Here is a 24,453-nt window from a genome sequence, read left to right as displayed (position 1 = left end):
CTTTGCGAGTCGCCTCAGGGGCGGCGCTCCAGCACGTTCGCCATGTCGGCGAGGAAGCCGTCCACCTCACCGACCGCGTAGCCGGGCCGGAACACCACGGTCGCGAACGTCGCCTTCCTGACCTGCTCCGCCGTGAGCGGCTCGGCCGCCGTCCCGCGCAGCGTCGCCACGATCCGGTCGAGGAAGTCGTCGACCTCCTCCTCCCGGTAGCCCATGCCGAGCCGCCCGGGGCGGAAGGCCACCCGCTCCACCCGCGCCGCCTGCGTCTCCAGCCAGCTCGGGGAGCCCGGCTCCGGCGGGAGCGTGCCCGTCCTCTCCTTACGGCCGGCGCCCACGGCGGCCTTCGCGGAGGGCGTCTGCGGGCGTGCGCGGTCCTCGGCAGGCGTACGGCGTAGCGGGGCCGCCGAGGCCGGGGCGGCAGTGGGCCGGGACACGGCGGCGGACCGGGACGTTCCGGCGGCGGCCTGCCCGACGGGCCCGGAGGCCCCGGTGGGCCGGGACACGTCGGCGGACGCGGGGGCGGACGCGGCGGACCGGGACGTTCCGGCAACGGCCTGTCCGGCGGGCCACCGGACGGCCGGTGCGAACTCTTCGTCGGAGGCCCCCAGGGCAGCGGATCCGGAGCCGGTGGCCCCCGAGGCCACGGGCGGCGGCGCGGTGGGAGCGGTGGTGGGCGGTGGCGACACGGCCGGGGCGGTGAGCGGCGGCTTTGATACGGGGGCGGTCGGCGGTGGCACGGCCGGAGTGGTGGGCGGCTTCGGTGCGGGTGTAGCGGTGTCCCGGTCTCCTCTGGCCTCGACCGCCACGATGAACGCGTCGAGCGCGAAGTCCACGGCCGTCTCGTTGTAACCCCCGCGCTTGACGGCGAACCTGGCATTCCTGATCTCGTCGGCGGTCACGGGCGGCCCATCGAGCGGACCGAGGCCGAGCGTCCGCTCGATCCTGCGCACGAATTCGTCGACTTGCGCGGGGTCGTAGCCCAAACGCACGGCCATGACACGGGGAAAGCGGTTCACACCACACCTCCCTGCCCGTTGCTCAAGCCCGTCCATTCTGACGGGACTCCGAACAAAAAGGCGAGACCCAAAGATCGCCCGATGTCCGCACGCGGGGAGGAACAATCCGGATAGGCTCAAATGACTATGCGGATCGCCAGCCTCTCCTTCCGGTACGGACGGCGCGCCCCCTGGATCCTCTCCGACGCCGGTCTGGTCCTGGACGCGGGCGACGTGGTCGAGGTCACCGGGCCCAACGGCACCGGCAAGTCCACCCTCCTGCGGCTGGTCGCCGGGCTGCTCCGGCCCACGCGCGGAAGCGTCGAGGACCGCCCCCGGGTCGTCGGGTACGCCCCAGAGCGGTTCCCCGCCGACCAGCCGTTCACCGTGGCCGCCTACCTGCGGCACATGGCGGCGGTCCGGCGGGTGGGCACGGAGTCGATCGGCCGGTGGAGCGAGCGGCTGGGCATGGACCATCTGCTCGGGCAGCGTCTGCCCGACCTGTCCAAGGGCAGCGCCCACAAGGTGGGCCTCGCGCAGGCGCTGCTCGCCGAGCCGGGGCTGCTCGTGCTCGACGAGCCCTTCGCCGGTCTCGACGCCGCCACCCGGGCCGAGCTCCCCCGGATCATCGGGGAGATCAGCGCGCGCGGCGGCATCGTCGTGATGAGCGACCACCAGGGCGATCTGCGTTCCTTCCCCGGCCTGCGCCGCTGCGAGGTCCGCGACCGGGCCCTACGGGAGCTCGATCCGATCGATCCGATCGAGGGCGCCGGGGAGCCGGCCCTGACCGTGCTGGAGGTGGCGGTGGCCGCGTCGAAGGCGCAGGACCTGGCCGACCGTCTGCGTGCCGAGGGCTGCACGGTGAACATCACGGCCCGCGCCACCCGGGAGGTCGCCGGATGACCGCCGTGATGGCGCTGGCGAGGTTCCGCCTGGCCGGCTACGTCGCCTCACACCGGGCGTTGCAACCGCTGATCGCGCTGCTGGCACTGCTCGCGATCCTCTACGCGAGCCCCATTCCCGCCGGGCAGGAGATCGCGGCCACCGCGGACTCGGCGGCCATGCTCGTGCCGGTGCTCGCCTGGGCCGCGCGCGGCCTGCTCGACACCGAGCCCGACGAGCAGCGCAGCGTCGCCATCTCGGCCCTGGGCGCGAAGGAACTGGCCGGCGGCCTTCTGGCGGCGTACGCGTCGCTGCTCGTCCTGGCGGCGATCGGCGAGGCCGCGCTGCTCCTCCGCCTCGTCGGCTCCCCCACCCTCACCGTGCTGCTGGTGGGCGTGTGGCTGCATCTGCTGTCCGCGGCGGCGGGCCTCACACTCGGAGCGCTGACGAGCCGCCCGATCCTGCCCTCCCCGGCGGTGTCCACGATCGCCCTGATCCTCGGCTACCTGTCGATGCTGGTGCTCAGCATGGCCGGGGCCCGCTGGCTCACCGTGCCGGTCATGGGCTGGATGCGGGACGCCCATCACGGGGTGCTGCTGTCCGGGCTGCCCCTGATCACCGCACAGTCGCTGCTGTGGCCCGCGATCGGCCTGGCGGCCTACACGTGGCTGCGCCGCACACGCCCCTGAGGCACCACCACGCCGGTCGCCGAGGTGCCGGTCGTCAGGGTGCCGGACACCAAGGCACCGATCGTCGGAGCGCGGTCTTGGGACGCGGGTATCGGGACGCGGGTATCGGGACGCGGGTGCCGCGCCTTATTGGGGCGCCGCGGCGAGCTGCCCGCACGCCCCGTCGATCTCCCGCCCCCGGGTGTCCCGTACGGTGACGGCGACGCCGTGGGACTCCAGGAGGCGTACGAACGCCCGCTCGTCCTCGGGACGCGAAGCGGTCCACTTCGAGCCGGGCGTGGGGTTGAGCGGGATCAGGTTGACGTGCACGAGCTTGCCCTTGAGCAGGCGGCCGAGCAGGTCGGCCCGCCACTCCTGGTCGTTGATGTCCTTGATCAGGGCATACTCGATGGACACGCGCCGCTTGGTCTTGGCCGCGTAGCTCCAGGCCGCGTCGAGCACCTCGGCGACCTTCCACCGGGTGTTGATCGGCACGAGCGTGTCCCTGAGCTCGTCGTCCGGGGCGTGCAGGGAGACGGCGAGCGTCACCGGCAGGCCCTCGTCGGCGAGCTTGCCGATCGCGGGCACCAGGCCGACCGTCGAGACCGTGATCCCGCGCGCCGAGATGCCCAGGCCCTCCGGCGCGGGGTCGACCAGGCGGCGTACGGCGCCGATGACGGCCTTGTAGTTGGCCATCGGCTCGCCCATGCCCATGAAGACCACGTTGGTCACCCGGCCGGGACCGCCCGGAACCTCGCCGCGCGCCAGCGCCCGGGCGCCCGCGACGACCTGCTCGACGATCTCGGCCGTGGACATGTTGCGGGTGAGCCCGGCCTGCCCCGTCGCGCAGAACGGGCAGTTCATGCCGCATCCGGCCTGGGAGGAGACGCACATGGTGACGCGGTCGGGATAACGCATCAGGACCGACTCGACCAGCGAGCCGTCGAACAGCTTCCACAGCGTCTTGCGCGTCATGCCGTCGTCACAGGTGATCTCGCGTACGGAGGTCAGCAGTGGGGGCATGAGCTGCTCGACCAGCCGCTCGCGCAGCGCGCCCGGCAGGTCGGTCATCTGCTCGGGAGAGCCGGTCAGCCGGGTGAAGTAGTGGCGGGAGAGCTGGTCGGCGCGGAACGGCTTCTCCCCCAGCTCCGCCACGGCCGCCCGGCGCTCGGCCATGGTCAGGTCGGCGAGGTGGCGCTGCGGCTTGGCCCTGCGGGGCGCCACGAAGGTCAGCTGCCCGGTCTTCGGCTGCTCGCTCACGCAAAACCCTTTCCATCATCCGCGGCCGTGGTCTTAACGACCGGCGCACGCGGCTTTACATTCTGTCTGGCGGTCGAATCCCGGAGGCGTACGAGAGGTGAGGTGTGGACACCACTGTCGTGCTCACCAGCACCAACCCCTACGGGAGCCGCACACTGACGATCGAAGCCGACCGGACCTCCTCCGTAGCTTACCTTCGTGACGCGAAGGGGATCGTCCACGGAGCGGTCTGGCTGGCCAACCACGTCCCGGCGCCCGCCGAGGCCGATGCGGGCCGCGCCGAGGCAGGGCTGCCGCCGGTGATGCCCGAGGCGCACACCGCGCACCCCTCGGGCCGCCCGCCCCTGGACGCGGAGTCGCTGTCGGTGCTGTGGTTCGAGGAGGGCGACGGCGTCGCCCTGTACGAGAACGACGCGCTCCTGGCGGTCATTCCGGCGTGGGCCGACCTGGAGCACGGCCTGCCCGGGTACGCGCGGGACGCCGTCGGGGAGTCGCCGTTCGCCTGGCCGCTGGGCGAGGCGCTGGAGGGCCTGTCTCCCCGCGTGGCCAAGGCCCGCGCGTACTGGCAGTGGCGGCAGGCGGAGGGCAGCTGGGCCACCTACCAGCAGTTCGTGCTCGGGCACCTGGACAGCAGGCTCGGGCCGCCCGGCCGTTATTGGGACGTCTCCGGCGACCGGTTCCCGCTGGTGGGCGTCAGCGAGCGCCCGCCGACGTTCACCCGGGACTACACCGTGCTGTCCACCGTCGGCATGAGCTGCCAGCGGATGCCCGCCGCGGAGATGTACGACACGGCGTGCCGGGTGGAACTCGCGCTGGCGACCAGGCAGGATCCGAGGGCCGCCGCACGGCTGTTCGCCTGGCTGGGGCAGTATCCGTGGCGGTCGGTCACCTGGCTGGGGCATGGGCACACGGCCCGCTGGTTCCAGGATCCGGCCACGTTTCCGCTGGACGGCGGGCACCAGGGGGTGCTCATGCTGATGGACCCGCCCGGGCTACCCGACATGTCGGGATTCATGTTCGGCGGCGACGCCGTACGGTGGCTGTGGCTGCTTCCGCTCAACGAGTCGGAGCTCCGCCTCGTGGCCGATCACGGCCATCGGGTGATCAGTGAGCGACTGGCGCTGACGAGCCGGATCTGACGCGTCCGCACGCTGGGCCGGAGCACGCATCGAGCCGCCAATGGGTCGGACCGGCAGCGGGTCGGACCGGCAGCGGACCCGGGCATCAGCGGTCCGAGACGTTCAGGGGCACGGCCGTCACCGGGCCCAGCGGTCAGCGGGCCGGATTGTCGGCAGGTCGCGCCATCAGGGCGACCGGAGCGTCAGGGGGCACGGCCGTCACCAGGCCAAGCAGTCAGCGGGCCGGGCTGTCGGCAGGTCGCGCGGTCAGACGACCGGGGCGTCCGCGGACTCGGCTGCCAGCGGACCGGGCTGTCGGCAGGTCGCGCCATCAGGGCGACCGGAGCGTCAGGGGGCAGGGCCGTCACCAGGCCCTGCGATCAATGGGCCGGGCTGTCGGCAGGTCGCGCGGTCAGACGACCGGGGCGTCCGCGGACTCGGCTGCCAGCGGACCGGGCTGTCAGGCGACCGGGACCAGGAGCGTGAGCAGCAGCCACACGGGGACGAGCGTGAACAGCAGCGAGTCGAGGCGGTCCATCGCCCCGCCGTGGCCGGGCAGCAGCGTGCCCATGTCCTTGATGCCGATGTCCCGCTTGATCACCGACTCGACCAGGTCGCCGAGCGTCGCGCAGACGACTCCCGCCAGGCCGACGACGGCGCCTTCCCAATACTCACCCTGCAGCAGGAAGTGAACCAGTAACGCACCGCCCACGACGCAGGCGAGGGTGGACCCGGCGAAGCCCTCCCAGGTCTTCTTCGGGCTGATGAGCGGCGACATCCGGTGCTTGCCGAAGAAGATCCCGGCGAAGTATCCGCCGATGTCGCTGCACACGGTGACCGCGATGAAGACGATCACGCGATCGGGCCCGTCCTCGGGGGCCAGCAGCAACGGCACGAACCCCGCGAGAAGCGCCGGGTAGACCGCGACGAACACCGCGGCGGTCGCGTCCCTGACGAAGCCTTCCGCGCCCTGGAACATGCGCCAGGCCAGCAGCACCATCACGGTCACGCCGAACGCGCCGACCAGGAACGACGTGCCGCCCCAGAACGGCCCGACCACCATGGCCGCCATGCCGGCCAGCAGGGGCGGCAGCGGCACCCGGATGCCGAACTCCCCGAACGCCTTGACGAGCTCGTGGATGCCGACGCCGACGGCCAGCAGGACGACGACGAGGAAGGCGGCCTTCACGGTGTAGAGCGAGGCGATGACCGCCGCGCCGAGCGCGACGCCGACCCCCACCGCCGCCGGGAGGTTGCGGCCCGTACGGCCCGAGGGCTTCTTGGCGGGATCGCCGGACGCGCCGGTGCCCGGTGGGTCCGCGAGGCCGTTCGACGTGGCGGCCCGGCCTGCCCCGGCAGCGGAATCGGCGGCGGAACCGGTGCCGGGTTCGGTCCTGCCGCCCTGACCGGCGTCACGGCCCGCACCGCCACGGCCGAGGCCGTTCGGCGCGGACGCCTGATCGGCGCCGCTGCGACCACCCGCCTCGGCGCCGTGTCCGGCAGCGGAAGTGCCCGCCGGGCCCCCGACCGGGTTCCCTGCCGGGCTCCCCGCCGGATTCCGGTCGCCGGCGGCAGCGGTTCCGTCCACAGCGTCCCACTCTCTATATGCGCGTGATCCTTGTGCCACCCCACTTGTCGCGGATGCGGCACAAGGATCACGGTCGTGCCGTACGGCCCGCTTTCCGGGCCGCGACGTCAGACCTCGAGCAGCTCGGCTTCCTTGTGCTTCAGCAGCTCGTCGATCTTCGCGACGTGCTTCTGGGTGAGGTCGTCGAGCTCCTTGACCGCACGATGGACCTCGTCCTCGCCGGCCTCGCCGTCCTTGACGAGCTTGTCGAGGATCTCCTTGGCGTGCCGGCGGATGTTCCGGATGGACACCCGGCCGTGCTCGGCCTTGTTGCGGGCGACCTTGATGTACTCCTTGCGGCGCTCCTCCGACAGCTCGGGGAACACCACGCGGATCACGGTGCCGTCGTTGCTCGGGTTGACGCCGAGGTCACTGTCGCGGATGGCCCTCTCGACCGCGTTCAGCGAGCCCTTGTCGTACGGCTGCACGAGCACCATGCGCGCCTCGGGGACGTGGAACGACGCAAGCTGCTGGATCGGCGTCTGCGATCCGTAGTAGTCAACACTGATCTTGTTGAACATCGAGGGCGTCACACGGCCGGTGCGGATGCTCGCGAAGTCGTCCTTGGCGACCGTCACCGCCTTGTCCATCTTCTCCTCGGCCTCGAGGAGGGTTTCGTCGATCACTGCGGCTCCCTACTTCCCTGCCGGACTCACCAGCGTGCCGATCTTCTCACCACGGACCGCCCGGAGGATGTTGCCCTCGCCCATGAGATCGAAGACCACGATGGGCAGGCCGTTGTCCATGCACAGGCTGATCGCGGTGGCGTCCATCACCCCGAGGCCCCGCGTCAGCACCTCACCGTAATCAAGCTGGTCGAACCGGACCGCGTCGGGGTTCTTGCGCGGGTCCGAGTCGTACACGCCGTCGACCTGGGTGCCCTTGAGCAGCGCCTCGGCACCGATCTCCAGTGCGCGCTGCGCCGCACAGGTGTCGGTCGAGAAGAACGGCGAGCCGAGCCCCGCGCCGAAGATGACCACGCGGCCCTTCTCCAGGTGGCGGATCGCGCGGCGCGGCAGGAACGGCTCGGCCACCTGCTGCATCGTGATCGCGGTCTGCACACGGGTGTCGATGCCGCGCTTCTCCAGGAAGTCCTGCAGGGCGAGACAGTTGATGACGGTCCCGAGCATGCCCATGTAGTCGGCACGGGCGCGGTCCATGCCGCCCTGCGACAGGGCCGCGCCGCGGAACATGTTGCCGCCGCCGACGACGACCGCCACCTGGACGCCCTCACGGACCGCCTCTGCGACCGAGTCGGCCAGCTGGGCGACGACACGGGGGTCGATCCCGAGGGACTCGCCGCCCGCGAACGCCTCGCCCGACAGCTTCAGCATCACCCGCTTCCAGCGCAGCGGCCCGTCGTACGACGAAGCCGCCGGCGTGGCGGGTCTGGTGTTCTCCTGCACGGCGGCGGCCTCCTCGTATGTAGCGCGGGTCGAAAAGCTCCTGGCAGTAAGCCTAAGCCTGGCCGACCTTGTAGCGGGTGAAGGCCAGGACCTTGACGCCGGCCTCGTCCGCGACCTTCGCGATCGTCTTCTTGTTGTCCTTCACGAACGCCTGCTCCAGCAGGGTGAAGTCCTTGTACCAGCCGTTGACCCGGCCCTCGACGATCTTCGGGATGGCGCCCTCGGGCTTGCCCTCCTCGCGGGTCATCTGCTCGAACAGCGACCGCTCCTTCTCGATGACCTCGGCGGGCACCTCGGCGGGGCTGAGGTACTTCGGCGCCATCGCGGCGGTGTGCTGGGCGATGTCCTTGGCGACCTCGGCGTTCGGCGTGTCGAGCTGCACGAGCACGCCCACGGCCGGCGGAAGCTGCGGGTCGGTCTTGTGCATGTAGGAGGTGATGAAGCCACCCTCCAGCACCGCGAACCGGCGGATCTCGATCTTCTCGCCGAGCGCCGCGTTGGCCTCGTCGAGCAGCTCCTTGACGGTCTTGCCGTTCAGCTCGGACTCGAGCAGGGTCGGCACGTCGGCGGGCTTGGTCGCGACGATGTGCGCGACGATGTCGGCGGCGAGCTCCTGGAAACGCTCGTTCTTGGCGACGAAGTCGGTCTCACAGTTGAGCTCAAGCAGCGCCGCGAGGGAGTCGCCCTCGTGCTTGACGGCGACCAGGCCGTTCGACGCGGTGCGGGCCTCGCGCTTGCCGACGTCCTTGGCACCCTTCAGGCGCAGGATGTCGACGGCCTTGTCGAAGTCGCCCTCAGACTCCTCGAGCGCCTTCTTGCAGTCCATCATGCCGGCGGCGGTCAGCTCGCGAAGCCGCTTGACGTCGGCCATGTTTACGGAAGCCATTGTCCAATTTCCTCTTCGGGACCCGGATGCGAATCGTCTGGGGGGTGGGCACCCGTGCCGAGCGCCCACCCGGTGAAGCCCTCAGCGCGGCGGGCGTCGCCCTACCGCACCGAAACCAGGTCGCTGCCTGGCAGATTCCCGCCGTCGCGGCCTGCCAGAGGCGCCAGCGCCCGGCGGGAATCCGTGGTCGTACGTCAGGCCTGCTCGCCCTGCTCGCCCTGCGCGGGCTGCTCGGCGGCCGGAGCCTCGGCGGTCTCGGCGGCCGGAGCCTCGGCGGCCGGAGCGGCCTCGCCGCCCTCGAGGAGCTCGCGCTCCCACTCGGCCAGCGGCTCGGCGGCGGCGACGCCCGCGGGCTTCTCGTCACCGCGGCCGGCGCCCGCACGGGTCATGAGACCGTCGGCGACCGCGTCGGCGATCACGCGCGTGAGGAGGCTGACGGCGCGGATGGCGTCGTCGTTGCCCGGGATCGGGTAGTCGACCTCGTCCGGGTCGCAGTTGGTGTCGAGGATCGCGACGACCGGGATGCCGAGCTTCTTGGCCTCGTTGATCGCGATGTGCTCCTTCTTGGTGTCCACGACCCAGACCGCGCTCGGGACGCGGGCCATGTCACGGATACCGCCGAGGGTGCGCTCCAGCTTCTCCTTCTCGCGGCGGCGCATCAGGAGCTCCTTCTTGGTGAGCCCGGAGCCGGCCACGTTGTCGAAGTCGAGCTCCTCGAGCTCCTTCAGGCGCTGGAGCCTCTTGTGCACGGTGGAGAAGTTGGTGAGCATGCCGCCCAGCCAGCGCTGGTTCACGTACGGCATGCCGACGCGCGACGCCTGCTCGACGATCGACTCCTGCGCCTGCTTCTTCGTGCCGATGAACATGATGGTGCCGCCGTGCGCGACGGTCTCCTTCACGAAGTCGTAGGCACGGTCGATGAACGACAGCGACTTCTGCAGGTCGATGATGTAGATGCCGTTGCGCTCGGTGAAGATGAAGCGCTTCATCTTCGGGTTCCACCGGCGGGTCTGGTGGCCGAAGTGGACGCCGCTCTCCAGCAGCTGCCGCATGGTGACGACAGGGGCCATGGTGATGGTCCTCCATGGTCGTGTGCCCTTGGGCACGGTCTCGGTTGGTCACGCGGGCGTCTTGCCCGCGCCCTGACGCCCCGGGCCGCTTTCACCGGACGCGGTCCGGACCGAGAAGGCGGCTCGTGAGTGGGCGTGCGAATTCGGCCCGCCTAGCAGGCCGTCGAACAGTCTACCCGGATCCGTCCCATCAGTTGACCCTTGCCGGATCGGCACGCGTCACACCACCAGTCGACCCTTGCCGGATCACACGCGTCACACCACCAGTCGACCCTTGCCGGATCACACGCGTCACACCACCAGTTGCCCCTTGCCGGATCGGCGTGCGTCAACTCACCTTGGGCCCCACCGGCCACCGCCGCCTTCCCGAACCAGCGCGCGACTGCCTCGCCTCACCCCCCACGCCCTGCCCTGCCCTGCGGGGCATCCTGGAACACGCACAGCACCCCCATCCAGCCGCGCCGTGGTGCCCGTGGGCCTCCCAGAAGCGCACGGCGCCACACGCGGTCACCGCGCCGCCCGACCCGACGCCTGCCGAGCCCCGGCTGTTGTGGTGCCTGCGAGGTTGTCGTGGGAGAACGGGGGCCGGCGGGTGACAGTCCGCGGGGCGCGGGTGCGAGTGATGGTGCTGCGGGTGAGGGGGCGGGGTCGGCCGTCAGGAGGACGGGGCCCATGCCACCCACTGCCGTCAGCACGACGGGGCCCACGCCACCCCGTGCATCAGGACAACGGGGCCCACGCCACCCCGTGCATCAGGACAACGGGGCCCACGCCACCCCGTGCATCAGGACAACGGGGCCCACGCCGCCGGGTGCGTCAGGAGGACGGGGCCCACGCCGCCGGGTGCTCCCCCTGGCGGGGCGGCGGGCTCGTCCAGTGCGGCCGCGTCCCGTTGATGGCACCGGGCGGGGTGACATAGGTGAGCGTGCCGAAGGGGCTGTCCATCGTCGCCAGCAGATCATCCACCACGGGCTGCCGCACCCCCGCCCCGTCGATCCCGGCCCCGTCGATTCTGCCGAGATCGTCGAGCCACGCGGCGGTTCTCGCCAACGACACCTCGACGTGCCAGGAGCCGCCCTCGGCCGCCCGCCGGAGCAGCGCCGCGACCGCGCCGAACGCGGCCAGGTAGCCGGTGCCGTGATCGAGAGCCTGCGCGGGGAGCGGGCTCGGTCGCAGACCGTCGCCGTTCTCGTGGGCGATCCCGCATGCCATCTGGACGAGGCTGTCGAACCCCCTCCTCGATGCCCATGGCCCGCGCGAGCCGTACGCGGAGATGTCGACGCAGACGATGCCGGGCCGCAGGGCGGCGAGATCGTCCGGCCCGAACCCCCTGGCCCGCAGGGCACCGGGCCGGTATGCCTGAATGACCACATCGGCCTGGCGGACCAACTCTTTCAGCCTGTCCGCCTCCGAACGCAGGTCGATGTGGCACGACCGTTTGCCGAACGCCGTCTCCACCACGAGTCCCGGCACCTCCGGCAGGTGCGCGGCGCCCACCCGCAGCACGTCAGCGCCGTACGCCGCCAGCGCTCGCGCGGCCACCGGCCCCGCGATCACCCGGGTCAGATCGAGCACCCGCACGCCGCCGAGCGGCCGTTTCATCCCCGTCGGGGCGCTGGTGCCGAGGTCGCCGCGCATATGGCGGGCCTGCGCGCGGCCGGCCCCTCTGCCGGTCTCGCCGCCGACGGCCTCGCTCGCCTGACCGGCCCAGCCGGAGTCCCAATCCGCCTGACCGGCCCAGCCGGCATCCCCATCCGCCTCGCCGTCCCGGCCAGAATCCGCATCGGCCTGCCCGTCCCGGCCCGACAACCGGGAGAGGCCGACAAGGGGAAGTTCGGCCAGCGCCCCCGCCTGAGGGTGCGCGAGCCATTGGGCCCTGCTCCGCATCGCCGCCGCGCAACCGCCCTCGCGAGTGACCGCGTCTTCGATCTCCACCGCCGTACGAGCGGCACACGCCCTGGCGACATCCTCCTTGCCCGAGCCGGGCGGCAGCCCGAGCGCGCGCAGGGCGGCGTCACGGTGATGGTCGAAGTTGCAGTGGAGCCGGACCCACCCGCCCGAGGTGCGGTAGTCCCCCGACAAGGCGGCCCAGGTATCCATGGCCTTCCCGTCTGTGCGGAAATGCCTCTCGCTCTGGAAGGCCACGGCAGCGTGCCGCACATCGATCGTCACGTCCGGATCGCCGTACGCGTCGCGAGCCGGTTCCCGGCCTCCGGGTCTTCCCCCGACGCTCTCCCCCATGTGGCCGGCGTACGCCGCGACGGCGGCGGCCAGGGCCCCGGCCGAGGCCGCGGCCATCGTGCCGATGGGGAAGACGGACGGCAGGACGGGGTCCTCACCGACGACTCGGACCTCCGGCAGGGCGACCCCGACGTCCGTCCCCAGCTCCCCGATCAGCGCCCCGATCAGCTTCGCGGTCACTGCCGACTCCTCACTGCCGATGCCTCACTGCGATGCCGTGCAGCGTCGATGCCTTGCGTCGTAGCGCTGGCCCAGGGGCATGCCTTGCGCCGACGCACTGCGCCGACGCACTGCGCCGACGCACTGGGTCGATGCCCTGCGCCCATGCCCTGCGTTCATGCCCTGCGTTCATGCCGTGCGTTCATGCTCTGTGGCGATGCCGGGCCACGTGCTCCACCACGGCGAAGCCGCCTGCCGGCTACCGGGGCCAGTATCCATACCGGTCGCTATCCGCCCATGACGGCCCTCCCCACTCCGGCTCCCGGCCTCGGTTGTGGACGGCATGAGCCTTGTCGCAGCCGTACGAGGGGTCTCGCCGCCGAGCCTGCGCCACCGCGACGATGCCGTCGCCGGGGTGGCCCAGCCGACGGCATTCCGCCGAGAACCCCGCCGGGCGCCCCCGATGGCGCGTTCAGCCCGTCCATCCGCGCGCGGCACGTCGCAGCCGCCACCCTCGGTCCACGTTCTCGACGAATCCCGCGGCGGCCAGGGCGCCGAGACAGGCGAGTGTCGTCCCGATGTCCACACCGGCGGCCACCGCGATAGCGGCGGGTCCTGTGGCGCCGCGCGCGGGGATCGCTTCGAGCACACGCCTGGTCTCATCGTTCAGCCCGTCGCGAGGCCGGATCGGCCCGCGTTGCTCCGGCGCGAGATCGTCACCGATGGAGCCGACCAGCTCGATGATCTCCTCAGGTGACGTGACGCAGACGGCCTTGCCCTGGCGGATAAGGACGTGGCAGCCCGTGGAGACGTCCGCGGTGATCGGACCGGGCACGGCCATCAGATGCCGGTTCAAGCCCCAGGCGTGCGTGGCCGTGTTGAGCGCACCGCTGCGCACGGCCGCCTGCACCACGACGGTCCCCCGGGACAGAGCGGCGATGACCCGGTTGCGGATGAGGAACCGCAGCCGTGTGGGGTGTGCGCCCGGCGGCCACTCGCTGATCACCGCGCCCTGCCGGCGCACGGCACGGAACAGGTCCTCATGAGCGCTGGGGTAACACACGTCCGTCCCGCAGGCGAGCACGACGACCGTCGGCGTTCCGGACGCCAGCGCGCCCCGGTGGGCAGCGCCGTCGATCCCGTAGGCGCCACCGCTGATCACCGTCCATCCGCGTCCGCCGAGACTCATCGCGAACTCGGCCGCCACGGTCGCGCCGTACGCCGTCGCTGCCCTGGCCCCGACGACGGAGACCGAGCGCAGACAGGAGAAGCGCAGGTTGGCATGTCCGTCCACCCACAGTCCGAACGGCCGCGCGTCGCCGAGGTCGTCGAGCTGGGTGGGCCATTCGGCGTCGCCCGGAACGACGAGCCGGGCTCCTCCCCGCATGCCTTGCGCCAGGTCGCCCGCGGGGTCCGTGTAACGGGCCGCCCAGGCCGCCGCGTGGCGGCCGAGATCGACATGGCGCCGGGACGCCTCGGCGTGGTCCTTCTCGTCACGCACGAAGTCAGGGTCGAGCACGCCGCGTCTCGCCCGCTCCATGGCACCGACCGGGCCATAGCGGGCGATCAGCCGGCTCATCACCGCATCGCCTGCCTCGGCCATCCGCATGATCGCCACGCGGGCCAGCCGCTCCGCCCTGCCCTGTCCGGTCGCGCCCTCGGCGTCCCCGGCCGAGCTGCCGCGGACGCCCGCTGCCTGAGAGGCGGTCTCACGGGCCGGCGCGTCGCCGGCAGTGGAGAATTCGGTCGTATCCATCAATCCACTCCCAGCCACAGTGCGAGGGCGGCCGACGTCTCGGCCTGGTCCGGGCGGTCCTTGCAGGAGAGATCCGCGAGAGTCCAGGAGATGCGGAGCACACGATCAAGGCCGCGGGCGCTGAGCGTGCCCACGTCGAGACCTCGGTGGAGCGGGGCCATCGCGGCGTCGGGCAGGCGGAAATCACGGTGCAATGCGGATGACGACACCTCCGCGTTGGTACGCCAGGGAGTGCCGGCCAACCGTTTGGCGGCCCGCTCGCGCGCCAGTCTCACCCGCTCGGCCACGGTCGCGCTGGTCTCCACGAAGTGCCGGTCCGCGAGCAGCTCGGCACGGGTGGCCCGGCCGATCTTCACCTTCACGTCGACGCGATCCAGCAGCGGCCCGGAAAGCCGGTCGAGATAGCGGCGCCGGCCCGCGGGTGTGCACTTGCAGGGGTGCCCGACCGTTCCCTGCAGTCCGCATGGACACGGATTCGCCGCCATGACCAGCATGAACCGGGCGGGGAAGGTGACGGTGCCGACGGCTCGCGCGATGGTCACCGTGCCCGACTCGAGGGGCTGCCGCAGGGAGTCGAGCACGGTCGTCGCGAACTCCGGCGCCTCGTCAAGGAAGAGCACGCCCCGGTGTGCCAGCGACACCGCTCCGGGCCGCACGACGCCTCCGCTCCCGCCGCCTACGACGGCAGCCATCGTGGCGCTGTGATGCGGGGCCACGAAAGGCGGCCGGGTGAGCAGCGGACGCCCCGGCGGCAGCGTTCCCGCCACCGAGTGGATGGCCGACACCTCCAGCGCCTTCTCCTGGTCGAGTGACGGCAGAAGGGTCGGCAGCCGCTCGGCGAGCATGGTCTTGCCGCTCCCGGGTGGGCCCAGCATCCAGAGATTGTGTCCTCCGGCGGCGCACACCTCCAGCGCCTTGCGGCCCATCGGCTGCCCCGCCACGTCGCACAGATCCGGTCCCGGCGCGCCGCCGTCGCCGCCGTACGGGCCTGCCGGGCGCGAGGCGTCCTCGACCCGCCGGGCGTAACCGCCATGTACTGCGACAGCGCTCTGCTTGGTGCGCGCGCCGTGTCCGCCGTGATCGGCGTGCTCGCCCTGCTTTGTGCGAGCACCGCGCCCGCCGTGCCCCTCATGCTCGGTATGAGCGTTCTGCTTGGTGCGCGCGCCATGTCCGCCGTGCTCGGGCTGTCCGACGTCTCCTGTGTGCTCGGCGTCCTGCGCGAGCGAGGCGGCGTCGTCCACCACCGGAAGCCGGTGCAGGTCGCCCGAGCGCAGCCACCCCACCAGTTCGCCGAGAGCGGCGACCGGGACCACGGTGAGATCGGGCACGAGAGCGGCCTCGGCGGCGTTGAGCGCGGGCACCACGATCGTGCGCACCCCCGCCTCCGCGGCGGCGAGCGCGGCCGGAAGCACGCCCCTGATCGGCCGGACCCTGCCGTCGAGACCGAGCTCGCCGACGAACACCGGCGCCGCGATCCGCTGCGCGGGCACAGCACCGGCCGCACCGAGCACCGCGATCGCGATGGCCAGGTCGAAGATCGATCCTCGCTTGGGCAAGGTGGCCGGAAACAGGCTCACGGTGACGCGCGCGTCGGGCCAGGCGAGCCTGCTGTTGATCAGTGCGGATCTCACGCGACCCCGTGCTTCGCTGATCGCGGTGTCGAGAAGCCCGATGAAGTGCGTTCCGGCGATGCCGGGGCCCACATCGGCCTCGACCTCCACGAGGCGTCCGGTGACACCCACGAGGCCGACGCAATGGGTCCGGGCGACGGGCATCTCAGACCACCCCGCGTTCGTGCCTGAGCGAGAAGTCGCCCGCGAACCGTTCGATCGCGATCACGTCGACCCGTATGGTGTCGAAACGCTCCGTGTGCATGGTCAGCCATTTGACGGCCAGCGTCCGGAGGCGCTGCAGCTTCTCAGCGGTCACCGCCTCGAAGGCGGTGCCATGGCTTCGCCCGGAGCGGGTCTTCACCTCCACGATCACCAGCGCGTCGCCGTCACGGGCGACGATGTCGATCTCGCCCTCCGCGCAGCGCCAGTTGCGGTCGAGTATGCGCATGCCCTTCGCCGTCAGAAAGGTCACGGCGAGTTGTTCACCCTGTCTGCCCAGCCGATCTTTCGCCGCCATGGGACCACCTCCGCCGCAGACATTCGCCGAAGCGGCCCCCGGCCCAAGCCACCGAACCTCGTTCTGTGGATAAGCCGCCTCGCGATCGTGGCTGTGGAAGAACGGAAGAAATCGCAGGTGGGCCCGGTGGGGGGTGCGGACCCTGCTGCCGCGGCCTGACACCAGCCGAACTCCCAGCGAGGCTCCTCGACGGCCGGGCGGAGCGGCGCGTGCCGACTCGCGGGCACCAACCCCACCGGCACGCGGGCGCCGCGCACGCCGGTCTGGCCTACGTACCGGACTCATACCGCATAGCGGCAGGAGGCCGGTGGATAGCATGCGGATCGTGGGAGCGGGCGAAGAGCGGGGAGCCGGGGAGTTCGACGTCGTCCTCGATCAGTTCGAACGGCATCTGCGGCTCGAACGGGACCTGTCGCCGCACACGCTCAGGGCCTATCTCGGCGACGTTTCCTCGCTGTTCGCGCACATGAAGGCCGCCGGGCACGCCGACGTGTCCGCTCTTGACGTCGTCGTCCTGCGCGACTGGCTGGGAGACCAGCACCAGGCCGGACGGTCGAGGGCGACGCTGGCCCGCCGGTCGGCCTGCGCCCGGGTCTTCACCGCGTTCTGCCATCGGCGGGGATGGCTGGCGAGCGACCCCGGGCTGCTCCTCGGCACGGCGAAGGCCGAACGCCGGCTGCCGAAGGTGCTGGACCAGGCCGAGGCCGAGGCCGTCCTGTCCACGCAGGGGCTGGGCGACGCCAGGGACCTGCGCGATCGGGCGATGCTGGAGCTGCTGTACGCGACCGGCATGCGGGTGAGCGAGTTGTGCGGCCTCGACGTGGACGACGTGGACCGGGACCGCCGGACGGTCCGCGTGCTGGGCAAGGGACGCAAGGAGCGGACCGTGCCCTTCGGGTTGCCCGCCCTGCACGCCCTGGACGCGTGGTGCGTGCGGGGCAGGCCCCTGTGGATTCGCGAAGGTAGCGGCCCCGCGCTCTTCCTCGGCGTCCGAGGAGGCCGGATCGACCAGGGCACCGTCCGGCGTGTCGTGCACGCCCACCTGGCCCAGGTCGAGGGAGCCCCCGACATGGGCCCGCACGGGCTGCGCCACACCGCCGCCACCCACCTCCTCGAAGGCGGGGCCGACCTGCGATCCGTGCAGGAGATGCTCGGGCACGCATCCCTGGCCACCACACAGATCTACACGCACGTGTCCATCGAGCGGCTGCGGACCGCCTATCGCCAGGCCCATCCCCGCGCCTGAGCACAGCACCCAAGCACAGCACCCAAGCACAGTGCCCGAGCACAGCCCTTGAGCAGCGCGCCTGGGCACAGCACTCGATCACGCGCCCCCGGCCCGGGCTGCCACGGGCCTCCCGGTCGTCGCGACGCCCGGCGGGCTGCTCAGTCGGCGAGGCAGGAGACGGACCTGCTCCGCCCCGGGTTGTTACGGGCTTCCCCTCATCGCGACGCCCAGCGGACTCAGCCGGGCGGCCAGCGGGGCAGGAGACGGACCTGCCCGGCCCGAGTTACGAGCCCCGCGTCGTCGCGACGCCCGGCGGGCTGCTCAGCCGACGGGCCAGCGGGGCAGGAGACGGACCTGCCCCCGGCCGAACAGCAGGAGCGGGTCCAGGTAGAGACGGCCGCGCAGGAGCCCCCAGTGCAGGCAGGGAGCAGTGCAGTGAGCGGCGGCGTTCTCCTCGACGACGCCGATGACCTGACCTGCCGTGACGGCCTCACCAGGCCTGACCAAGGCTCGGACGGGCAGATAGGTGGTCCGCAGGCCGTCGGAGTGCGAGATCGTCACGACCCCGCGGCCTGCGACCCGCTCCGCCAGACCGACGATTCCCGGTCCGGCGGCCACGACCTTGTCTCCGGGCCGCGCGGCCAGGTCCACACCACGGTGACCGGCCAGCCACCGCTGCGGGGGCGGATCGAAGCGCCTCGTCGGACGTGCGGGCCCGGAAAGCGGCCAGCGCCAGCCGGACGCCTCCCCAGGAGGCCCCATCGGGTCCGGCGGAACCGTCCCCACCGGCCGCCCGGCCCCAGAAGAGCGGACGGCCACCCCTGGCGGCCCCATCGACCCCAGCACGTCCGGCGCGACCGCCCCCACCGGTTGCGCGGCCCCAGCAGGTCGGACGGCCACCCCAGAGCGGGCCGTCCCGCCGGAACCAGGGCGGGCCCTCCCGGCAGAAGCAGAGAGGGTCGTCCACAGCGGCACGTCGGCCTGGGCCTGGTCCGGCGATCCGCCTGCCGGCCCGTTGGATCGAGCCGGTCCGGCCGTTCCAGCGCCCGCGGATCGCGATGCCCTCCTCGGCGATGCGTCCGCAGACCTGGGCGCCCCGGCCGGCAGCGGATCCGTGGGCGGGGGCGCACTCGCCGACGCGACCGCGTACGGCCCCGTGGACGGTTCCGGGGAGCCTTTGGCGGCTACGGGCCGGACGGCGCCGGACAACCGATCGGAAGCCGCGGTCAGCAGCGCCAGGACGAGCACGTACGCGACGAGACGCATGCCACGACGATGCACCCCTGAAGCTCACGCCGAGCGGCCGAACGTCGTTCTGTGGACAGACCGCGCACGATCAGCTCGAGAAGCCCTCCTTGGGCATCTCGAGGTCGGGCTTGGCCAGTTCCTCGATGTTGACGTCCTTGAAGGTCACCACCCGCACGTTCTTCACGAAGCGGGCCGGGCGATACATGTCCCAGACCCAGGCGTCCTGCATCTTCACGTCGAAGAAGACATCGCCGTTCTCCGCGGTGCGGACGTCGAGATCGACGGAGTTGGTGAGATAGAAGCGCCGCTCGGTCTCGACCACGTACGTGAACAGGCCGACCACATCGCGGTACTCCCGGTAGAGCTGCAGCTCCATCTCGGTCTCGTACTTTTCGAGATCTTCCGCGCTCATCCCGGTCCTCCTCTTCCACTCCCCGTCGGGAACCCACCGTCGAGGCCGACCCGTTCAGACGACACCGGTCTTAACCTCATTCTCGCGCATGTCCTCATCCTGCCCCGTCCACAGGCCCCCGGCCGGGATCCTTGTCCCACGAGTCACCCTGGCCACCGTCACGAACGAGAACCGATGGTGAGGGCACGGCCCATGCCGCGCCAGCGCCCGCCGATGTCCGGGCGTCACGTAGCCCTTGTGCAGGGCGAAGCCGTACTGCGGATAAACCTCGTCGAGACCGTGCATCAGCCGGTCCCTCGTCACCTTCGCCACGATCGAGGCCGCCGCCACGCACGCGGCGACCTGGTCGCCCTTCCACACCGCCAGCGACGGCGCGGGCAGCCCCGCCACCGGGAAGCCGTCCACGAGGACGTAGCCGGGATCGATCCCCAGCCCGGCCACGGCCCGCCGCATCCCCGCGATGTTGCACTTGTGCAGGCCGCGCGAGTCGATCTCCTCCGGTGGGATCACGACCACGCTCACGGCCCGGGCGGTCGCCGTGATCCGCTCGTAGAGGCGCTCGCGCACGGCCTCGGTCAGGAGCTTGGAGTCGCTCAGCCCGTCGATCTCCCGCCCCAGCACGACCGCGGCGACGACCAGCGGCCCGGCGCAGGCGCCGCGACCGGCCTCGTCCACCCCGGCGACCGGCGTGAACCCCCGCCGGGCCAGGGCCCGCTCATAGCCGTAGAGTCCGGAGTCCCGTCGTACGACGCTCGGGCGCGGGCGATAGGCAGCTGTCATGACGACAAGCAGATTACGCCCCATTCGGGACCGGCGATACGGCCGAAACCACCACCGACGGCAAAGCCGCAGGTGAGATCAGCGTACGGCGGAGAAAGTGCCGGGCCGGGAGAGGATCGAGATCCGGTTCAGCGGCCAGTAGCGCAGGAACGCCCGCCCGGTGACATCGTCTTCGGAGATCGTGCCCTGGTGCCCGTCGTCGGTGTAGAAGCGCGAGTCCGCCGAGTTGTTCCGGTGGTCGCCCATCAGCCACAGCCGCCCCTTGGGGACCGTTATGTCGAACTCACGGTCGGAGGGCTTGGCCCCGGGATAGAGGTACTTGTCCTCGTCCAGCGGCGTCCCGTTCACGGTGATGCGCTGCTTGGCGTCGCAGCACTTCACGTGGTCGCCGCCCACCCCGATCACCCGCTTGATCGTGTCCTCGCCGTTCCATCCCTTGAAGACCACGATGTCGCCGCGCTCCACCGGCCCGAACTTGTACGCGAGCTTGTTGACCACCACGTAGTCGTTGACCAGGAGCGTGTTCTGCATCGACTCCGACGGGATCCAGAACGACTGCAGCAGGAAGGTGTGCACCAGCAGGGCGACGACGACCCCGCCGAGCACGTACGCGAGGGTCTCGAGAAGGCCGGAGCGCTTCTTCTTCGCGGCCCGGTCCTTCTTCCCCGCGGCGGCCCCCTCGTTCTCCTCCGCCCCGCCCGTCGCCGCCGGCTCCGCCGATTCCTTCGGTTTCGCCGGCTCTTCCGGGGCGCGGTCCGCGGACCCGGCCGGCTCCGCGGTGTCTAAGCGACTCTCGTCGGACTCTCCCACGGCTGGTTCCTCCGGCTCTGTCACGTCCTACGTCGCCTCACCAGCCGGCGGCGCAGGGCCACCAGCGGCACGGCTCCCGCGAAGCCCGCGACGAACGGCGCGGACCCGAGGGCCACCTGGAGCGCCGGCTGCGCGAACGTCTCCGGAATCGGCAGGATCTTGGCCCGGTTGAACGGCCAGACGATGACGAACGCGCGGCCGATCACCTTGTCGGCCGGAATGGTGCCGCCGCCCGGGTCGCCCATGTGCAAGCGGGAGTCCCAGGACACCGAGCGGTGGTCGCCCATCACCCACAGGCGGTCCGGCGGGACGGTGACCTCGAACTCGCGCCCGGACGGCTCGTCGCCGGGATAGAGGTACGACTTCTCGTTCAGCGGCACGCCGTTCACCGTGACCCGGCCCTGCGCGTCGCAGCACTTGACCTTGTCGCCCGGAACGCCGATGACCCGCTTGATGTAGTCCTTCTCCCCCGGCACGACGCCGAACGCGGTGCCGAGCCAGCGAAGCGCGGCCGAGATGGGGTTGGACGGCTCTTCGAGCTTCACCTCGGGGTCCCAGGAGTCCACACCGGAGAACACCACGATGTCGCCGCGCTCGATGTCGCGTACGTGGTAGACCAGCTTGTTCACCAGCACCCGGTCGTTGATGAGGAGCGTGTCCTCCATCGACTCGGACGGGATGTAGAACGCCTGGACCACGAAAGACTTGATCAGCAGGGCAAGGGCGAGGGCGACCACGATCAGGACGGGCAACTCCCGCCAGAACGAGCCTTTCTTCTTCCCGTCCTCGGCGTTCTGCTTGACGTCTTCGGCGACCACGTCCACCCCGTCCTCGGCAGGGCTGCGCGTGCCCGGCCCCTGTCCCTCGCTAGTCATCGCTGCTGAGCCTAGATGATGTCCGCGACGGCGGGCGCCGGGGACACCGCATCACCGGCAAAAAGAAAGTGGCCCGCGCCTGGGGCGCGGACCACGATCTCCAAAGCCTTACTTGGCGGCCGGCTGCGCCTCGCGCTTCTCGCGGATGCGGGCGGCCTTTCCGCGCAGGTCACGCATGTAGTACAGCTTGGCCCGGCGGACGTCACCGCGGGTCACGACGGTGATCTTCTCGATCACGGGGCTGTGAACCGGGAAGGTGCGCTCGACGCCGACGCCGTAGCTGACCTTGCGGACCGTGAACGTCTCACGGATGCCACCGCCCTGGCGGCGCAGGACGAAGCCCTTGAACACCTGGATGCGGGACCGGTTGCCCTCGACGACGCGGACGTGGACCTCCAGCGTGTCACCCGGGCGGAAGGCCGGTACGTCGCTGCGAAGGGCAGCCTTCTCGATCTCCTGGATCTGCGTGTGCATGGCGGCGGTTCCTCATTGACATGGGCACGCGGAGGTCCACCCGGCCGGCCCGAGGGCGCGGCGACGAGGGGGACACGCGTGCTTGGCTTGATACGTCTTGTCTGCCGTGTTCGGCCGGGCGCACCCGGCCATGCAGAAGTAGGCAGCAGCGATTCAGTCTGCCATATCTTCCGGCTCCGCGCGAAACGCGGTGCGAACTCCGGTGGGAGACGCGCTTTGGGAGGCGGCCGAACGGCGCTCATCAAGGCGTTCCTCGAACTCCTCGATGACGCGCCGGTCGTGCTTGTCGAGGCCGTCACGGTCGAGCCGGGCGACCAGTTCCGGCCTGCGGTCCAGCGTACGGCGCAGCGCCTCGTCGCGCCGCCAGCGGGCGATCCTGCCGTGGTGTCCCGACAGCAGGACCTCGGGCACCTCGTGCCCCCGCCACACGGGCGGCTTGGTGTAGACGGGGCCTTCCAGCAGGTTGGCCATGGCCCCCGGGGCGAAGGAGTCGTCGGCGACGGAGCGCGCGTTGCCGAGGACGCCCGGCAGCAGCCTCCCCACGGCCTCGACCATCACCAGGACGGCCGCCTCTCCCCCGGCTAAGACGTAGTCGCCGATGCTCACCTCGTCGGCGCGCAGCCGCTCGCCGTACTCGGCGACGACACGGGAGTCGATGCCCTCGTAGCGCGCCGGGGCGAACAGCAGCCACGGCTCCCCGGCGTACTCCAGCGCCACTTCCTGGGTGAACGGCCGGCCGCTCGGTGTGGGGACGATCAGCCGGGGCAGCGCGTCCGCCCCGAGGGCGGCGCGTCCGCCGTCGATCACCGCGTCGACGGCCTCGCCCCAGACCTCCGGCTTCATCACCATGCCGGGGCCGCCGCCGTACGGCGTGTCGTCCACGGTCTTGTGGACGTCGTGCGTCCAGTCGCGGAGCTGGTGGAGATGGATGTCGAGGATGCCGCGCTCGCGGGCCTTGCCCATGAGGGAGACGTCGAGCGGGGCGAAATACTCGGGGAAGATCGAGATGATGTCGACGCGCATCGGCGGCCCCCTACTCGGCCTCGGCGTCGAGCAGGCCGGGCGGTGCGTCGACGACGAGGATCCCCTTGCCGAGGTCGATCTCGGGCACGAGCGCCTTGACGAACGGCACGTACGCCTCGTCGCGGGAGGGACGGGCCACCACCAGCAGGTCCTGTCCGTGGTGGAGGACGTCGCTGACCTCGCCGACCCGTTCCCCCTCGGTGGTGACCACCGTCAGGCCGATCAGCTCGTGGTCGTGGAACTCGTCGGGGTCCTCGATCGGCGGCAGGTCCGCGGAGTCCACGACGAGCAGCGTGCCGCGCAGCGCCTCCGCGGCGTCCCTGCCCTCCACTCCGGCCAGGGTCAGCAGCAGGATGCCCTTGTGCCACCGGGCCCGCTCCACCGTCAGCGGACCGGCCGAGGCCGGGTCGGTGGCCAGCGTCGCACCCGGAGCGAAGCGCAGGTCGGGCTCGTCGGTGCGCACCTCGACCGTGACCTCGCCCCGCACGCCGTGCGGGCGGCCGATCCTGCCCACGACTAGCTGCACTTGTCGCCTACCTCCGCTACCGCTTCCACGCGACTGCCACGTCTGTCACTGCGAACCGCCCGGGACGGACCGGTTCGAACCCGGAAAACACGCCGGGGGACCCCGATGCGGGGCCCCCCGGACGCGTCGTTCGGCTCAGCGCGCCTCTTCCAGGTCGACCAGGTCGATCCGCACGTACTTGCCGTTCGACAACGCGTTGAGCACGGTGCGCAACGCCTTCGCCGTACGTCCGCCACGGCCGATGACCTTGCCGAGGTCGTCGGGGTGCACCCGGACCTCGAGAACGCGCCCGGTGCGGATGCGCCGCGCGCGGACCCGGACATCATCCGGATGTTCGACGATGCCCTTGACCAGGTGCTCGAGGGCCTCCTCGAGCACCTCAGGCCTCGCCTTCCGGCTTCTCCTCCGCGGCCGGGGCCTCGGCGGTCTCTTCGGCCTTCACGGTCTTCCTGGCCTTCTTCGGCGTGGTGGCGGCGGCGCCGGTGTCACCCGAGAGCGACTCCTTGGCGGCGGCCTCGTACGCCGCGTGCCGGTCCGGCTTGGGCTCGGCGACCAGGAGCGGCGTGGCGGGGGCGGGCTCGCCCTTGAACTTCTGCCAGTCGCCGGTCAGCTTGAAGATCTTCAGGACCGGGTCGGTCGGCTGCGCGCCGACGCCCAGCCAGTACTGCACCCGCTCGGAGTTCACCTCGATGCGCGAGGGGTTCTCCTTCGGGTGGTAGAGGCCGATCTCCTCGATGGCACGGCCGTCCCGCTTGCTCCGGGCGTCGGCGACGACGATGCGGTACTGCGGGTTGCGGATCATGCCGAGCCGCTTGAGCTTGATCTTGACTGCCACGGGTGTGGTCTCTCCTGCATTAGAGCGTGGGTGAGCGGTGTCTC

General features: G+C 71.3%; 25 protein-coding genes. 4 read left to right on the top strand and 21 right to left on the bottom strand.

Annotated elements, in window-relative coordinates; all coding sequences use genetic code 11:
- Positions 1 to 14: 14 nt before the first annotated feature.
- Complete coding sequence (locus OHB01_RS20610; protein WP_328855823.1) at positions 15 to 1,052, bottom strand: DivIVA domain-containing protein; 1,038 nt, start codon at positions 1,050 to 1,052, stop codon at positions 15 to 17.
- A 90-nt stretch (positions 1,053 to 1,142) separates the two neighbouring features.
- On the opposite strand from OHB01_RS20610, the gene OHB01_RS20605 reads away from it, so the two are divergent.
- The gene (locus tag OHB01_RS20605; RefSeq protein WP_328710755.1) at positions 1,143 to 1,898 is read left to right on the top strand and encodes an ABC transporter ATP-binding protein; all 756 of its coding nucleotides are present in this window, start codon (positions 1,143 to 1,145) and stop codon (positions 1,896 to 1,898) included.
- Positions 1,895 to 2,566, top strand: coding sequence for a hypothetical protein (locus tag OHB01_RS20600; protein WP_328710756.1), 672 nt, complete (start codon positions 1,895 to 1,897; stop codon positions 2,564 to 2,566). The genes OHB01_RS20605 and OHB01_RS20600 overlap by 4 nt, the downstream gene beginning before the upstream one ends.
- A gap of 126 nt (positions 2,567 to 2,692) precedes the next feature.
- Here the strand turns inward: OHB01_RS20600 and rlmN are convergent, their stop codons facing one another.
- On the bottom strand, positions 2,693 to 3,805 hold the full coding sequence (gene rlmN, locus OHB01_RS20595) for a 23S rRNA (adenine(2503)-C(2))-methyltransferase RlmN (RefSeq protein WP_328855822.1): 1,113 nt from the start codon (positions 3,803 to 3,805) through the stop codon (positions 2,693 to 2,695).
- Between the two features lie 104 nt (positions 3,806 to 3,909).
- Here rlmN and OHB01_RS20590 point away from each other — a divergent pair, with 104 nt between their 5' ends.
- Positions 3,910 to 4,944, top strand: a complete 1,035-nt coding sequence (locus tag OHB01_RS20590) for a suppressor of fused domain protein (protein WP_147944356.1) — start codon at positions 3,910 to 3,912, stop codon at positions 4,942 to 4,944.
- 439 nt (positions 4,945 to 5,383) lie between these two features.
- On the opposite strand, the gene OHB01_RS20585 is transcribed toward OHB01_RS20590, so the two are convergent.
- The 9 genes from OHB01_RS20585 to OHB01_RS20545 all read right to left on the bottom strand — a co-directional run bounded on the left by OHB01_RS20585 (position 5,384) and on the right by OHB01_RS20545 (position 16,198).
- Positions 5,384 to 6,511: a phosphatidate cytidylyltransferase gene (locus tag OHB01_RS20585; RefSeq protein WP_222709629.1), complete on the bottom strand. Its 1,128-nt coding sequence runs from the start codon at positions 6,509 to 6,511 to the stop codon at positions 5,384 to 5,386.
- Positions 6,512 to 6,618: 107 nt separating this feature from the next.
- Positions 6,619 to 7,176, bottom strand: coding sequence for a ribosome recycling factor (gene frr, locus OHB01_RS20580; RefSeq protein WP_142650473.1), 558 nt, complete (start codon positions 7,174 to 7,176; stop codon positions 6,619 to 6,621).
- Between the two features lie 9 nt (positions 7,177 to 7,185).
- Positions 7,186 to 7,956 (bottom strand): UMP kinase, encoded by a 771-nt coding sequence (pyrH, locus tag OHB01_RS20575; RefSeq protein ID WP_030511713.1) that lies wholly within the window; start codon positions 7,954 to 7,956, stop codon positions 7,186 to 7,188.
- Positions 7,957 to 8,008: 52 nt separating this feature from the next.
- Positions 8,009 to 8,842: a translation elongation factor Ts gene (gene tsf, locus OHB01_RS20570; RefSeq protein WP_142623556.1), complete on the bottom strand. Its 834-nt coding sequence runs from the start codon at positions 8,840 to 8,842 to the stop codon at positions 8,009 to 8,011.
- A 194-nt stretch (positions 8,843 to 9,036) separates the two neighbouring features.
- Positions 9,037 to 9,912: a 30S ribosomal protein S2 gene (rpsB, locus tag OHB01_RS20565; protein WP_328855821.1), complete on the bottom strand. Its 876-nt coding sequence runs from the start codon at positions 9,910 to 9,912 to the stop codon at positions 9,037 to 9,039.
- 816 nt (positions 9,913 to 10,728) lie between these two features.
- Positions 10,729 to 12,333: a CoA transferase gene (locus OHB01_RS20560; protein WP_328855820.1), complete on the bottom strand. Its 1,605-nt coding sequence runs from the start codon at positions 12,331 to 12,333 to the stop codon at positions 10,729 to 10,731.
- A gap of 451 nt (positions 12,334 to 12,784) precedes the next feature.
- Positions 12,785 to 14,068, bottom strand: coding sequence for a DNA-processing protein DprA (dprA, locus tag OHB01_RS20555; protein ID WP_142650471.1), 1,284 nt, complete (start codon positions 14,066 to 14,068; stop codon positions 12,785 to 12,787).
- Positions 14,068 to 15,843, bottom strand: coding sequence for a YifB family Mg chelatase-like AAA ATPase (locus OHB01_RS20550; RefSeq protein WP_328710759.1), 1,776 nt, complete (start codon positions 15,841 to 15,843; stop codon positions 14,068 to 14,070). The genes dprA and OHB01_RS20550 overlap by 1 nt, the downstream gene beginning before the upstream one ends.
- Before the next feature lies 1 nt (position 15,844).
- Positions 15,845 to 16,198, bottom strand: coding sequence for a YraN family protein (locus tag OHB01_RS20545; protein WP_142650453.1), 354 nt, complete (start codon positions 16,196 to 16,198; stop codon positions 15,845 to 15,847).
- Positions 16,199 to 16,514: 316 nt separating this feature from the next.
- On the opposite strand from OHB01_RS20545, the gene OHB01_RS20540 reads away from it, so the two are divergent.
- Positions 16,515 to 17,444, top strand: coding sequence for a tyrosine recombinase XerC (locus OHB01_RS20540; protein WP_142650518.1), 930 nt, complete (start codon positions 16,515 to 16,517; stop codon positions 17,442 to 17,444).
- Between the two features lie 303 nt (positions 17,445 to 17,747).
- On the opposite strand, the gene OHB01_RS20535 is transcribed toward OHB01_RS20540, so the two are convergent.
- The 10 genes from OHB01_RS20535 to rpsP form a co-directional block, all read right to left on the bottom strand.
- Positions 17,748 to 18,188 (bottom strand): M23 family metallopeptidase, encoded by a 441-nt coding sequence (locus OHB01_RS20535; protein WP_240971895.1) that lies wholly within the window; start codon positions 18,186 to 18,188, stop codon positions 17,748 to 17,750.
- Positions 18,189 to 18,762: 574 nt separating this feature from the next.
- The gene (locus OHB01_RS20530) at positions 18,763 to 19,086 is read right to left on the bottom strand and encodes a DUF2469 domain-containing protein (protein ID WP_036327164.1); all 324 of its coding nucleotides are present in this window, start codon (positions 19,084 to 19,086) and stop codon (positions 18,763 to 18,765) included.
- Between the two features lie 54 nt (positions 19,087 to 19,140).
- Positions 19,141 to 19,866, bottom strand: coding sequence for a ribonuclease HII (locus OHB01_RS20525; protein ID WP_142650452.1), 726 nt, complete (start codon positions 19,864 to 19,866; stop codon positions 19,141 to 19,143).
- A 78-nt stretch (positions 19,867 to 19,944) separates the two neighbouring features.
- Complete coding sequence (gene lepB, locus OHB01_RS20520; RefSeq protein WP_147944358.1) at positions 19,945 to 20,676, bottom strand: signal peptidase I; 732 nt, start codon at positions 20,674 to 20,676, stop codon at positions 19,945 to 19,947.
- A 20-nt stretch (positions 20,677 to 20,696) separates the two neighbouring features.
- On the bottom strand, positions 20,697 to 21,551 hold the full coding sequence (gene lepB / locus OHB01_RS20515) for a signal peptidase I (protein ID WP_142650450.1): 855 nt from the start codon (positions 21,549 to 21,551) through the stop codon (positions 20,697 to 20,699).
- A 108-nt stretch (positions 21,552 to 21,659) separates the two neighbouring features.
- Positions 21,660 to 22,025, bottom strand: coding sequence for a 50S ribosomal protein L19 (rplS, locus tag OHB01_RS20510; protein ID WP_030511727.1), 366 nt, complete (start codon positions 22,023 to 22,025; stop codon positions 21,660 to 21,662).
- A gap of 153 nt (positions 22,026 to 22,178) precedes the next feature.
- Positions 22,179 to 23,048, bottom strand: coding sequence for a tRNA (guanosine(37)-N1)-methyltransferase TrmD (gene trmD, locus OHB01_RS20505; protein ID WP_142650449.1), 870 nt, complete (start codon positions 23,046 to 23,048; stop codon positions 22,179 to 22,181).
- A gap of 10 nt (positions 23,049 to 23,058) precedes the next feature.
- Positions 23,059 to 23,574 carry a ribosome maturation factor RimM gene (gene rimM / locus OHB01_RS20500; protein WP_328855819.1) on the bottom strand — a complete coding sequence of 172 codons (516 nt, stop codon included), beginning with the start codon at positions 23,572 to 23,574 and terminating at the stop codon, positions 23,059 to 23,061.
- Positions 23,575 to 23,709: 135 nt separating this feature from the next.
- Positions 23,710 to 23,952, bottom strand: coding sequence for an RNA-binding protein (locus OHB01_RS20495; RefSeq protein ID WP_030511730.1), 243 nt, complete (start codon positions 23,950 to 23,952; stop codon positions 23,710 to 23,712).
- Between the two features lies 1 nt (position 23,953).
- A complete protein-coding gene (rpsP, locus tag OHB01_RS20490) occupies positions 23,954 to 24,409 on the bottom strand; it encodes a 30S ribosomal protein S16 (RefSeq protein WP_142650447.1) in 456 nt (151 codons plus the stop codon).
- Positions 24,410 to 24,453 lie beyond the last annotated feature (44 nt).

The organism is Microbispora hainanensis (genome assembly GCF_036186745.1).
Taxonomy (GTDB): Bacteria; Actinomycetota; Actinomycetes; order Streptosporangiales; family Streptosporangiaceae; genus Microbispora.
The sequence above is the reverse complement of the archived record's forward strand: the minus strand, read 5'-3'. Positions and strand labels throughout refer to the sequence as shown.

Coding starts and splice junctions, on each gene's coding strand:
- OHB01_RS20610 (WP_328855823.1), bottom strand. CDS start 1,052: ATGGACGGGCTTGAGCAACGGGCAGGGAGGTGTGGTGTGAACCGCTTT.
- OHB01_RS20605 (WP_328710755.1), top strand. CDS start 1,143: ATGCGGATCGCCAGCCTCTCCTTCCGGTACGGACGGCGCGCCCCCTGG.
- OHB01_RS20600 (WP_328710756.1), top strand. CDS start 1,895: ATGACCGCCGTGATGGCGCTGGCGAGGTTCCGCCTGGCCGGCTACGTC.
- tsf (WP_142623556.1), bottom strand. CDS start 8,842: ATGGCTTCCGTAAACATGGCCGACGTCAAGCGGCTTCGCGAGCTGACC.
- rpsB (WP_328855821.1), bottom strand. CDS start 9,912: ATGGCCCCTGTCGTCACCATGCGGCAGCTGCTGGAGAGCGGCGTCCAC.
- dprA (WP_142650471.1), bottom strand. CDS start 14,068: ATGGATACGACCGAATTCTCCACTGCCGGCGACGCGCCGGCCCGTGAG.
- OHB01_RS20550 (WP_328710759.1), bottom strand. CDS start 15,843: ATGCCCGTCGCCCGGACCCATTGCGTCGGCCTCGTGGGTGTCACCGGA.
- OHB01_RS20545 (WP_142650453.1), bottom strand. CDS start 16,198: ATGGCGGCGAAAGATCGGCTGGGCAGACAGGGTGAACAACTCGCCGTG.
- OHB01_RS20540 (WP_142650518.1), top strand. CDS start 16,515: ATGCGGATCGTGGGAGCGGGCGAAGAGCGGGGAGCCGGGGAGTTCGAC.
- OHB01_RS20535 (WP_240971895.1), bottom strand. CDS start 18,188: ATGGGGCCTCCTGGGGAGGCGTCCGGCTGGCGCTGGCCGCTTTCCGGG.
- OHB01_RS20530 (WP_036327164.1), bottom strand. CDS start 19,086: ATGAGCGCGGAAGATCTCGAAAAGTACGAGACCGAGATGGAGCTGCAG.
- OHB01_RS20525 (WP_142650452.1), bottom strand. CDS start 19,866: ATGACAGCTGCCTATCGCCCGCGCCCGAGCGTCGTACGACGGGACTCC.
- lepB (WP_142650450.1), bottom strand. CDS start 21,551: ATGACTAGCGAGGGACAGGGGCCGGGCACGCGCAGCCCTGCCGAGGAC.
- rplS (WP_030511727.1), bottom strand. CDS start 22,025: ATGCACACGCAGATCCAGGAGATCGAGAAGGCTGCCCTTCGCAGCGAC.
- trmD (WP_142650449.1), bottom strand. CDS start 23,048: ATGCGCGTCGACATCATCTCGATCTTCCCCGAGTATTTCGCCCCGCTC.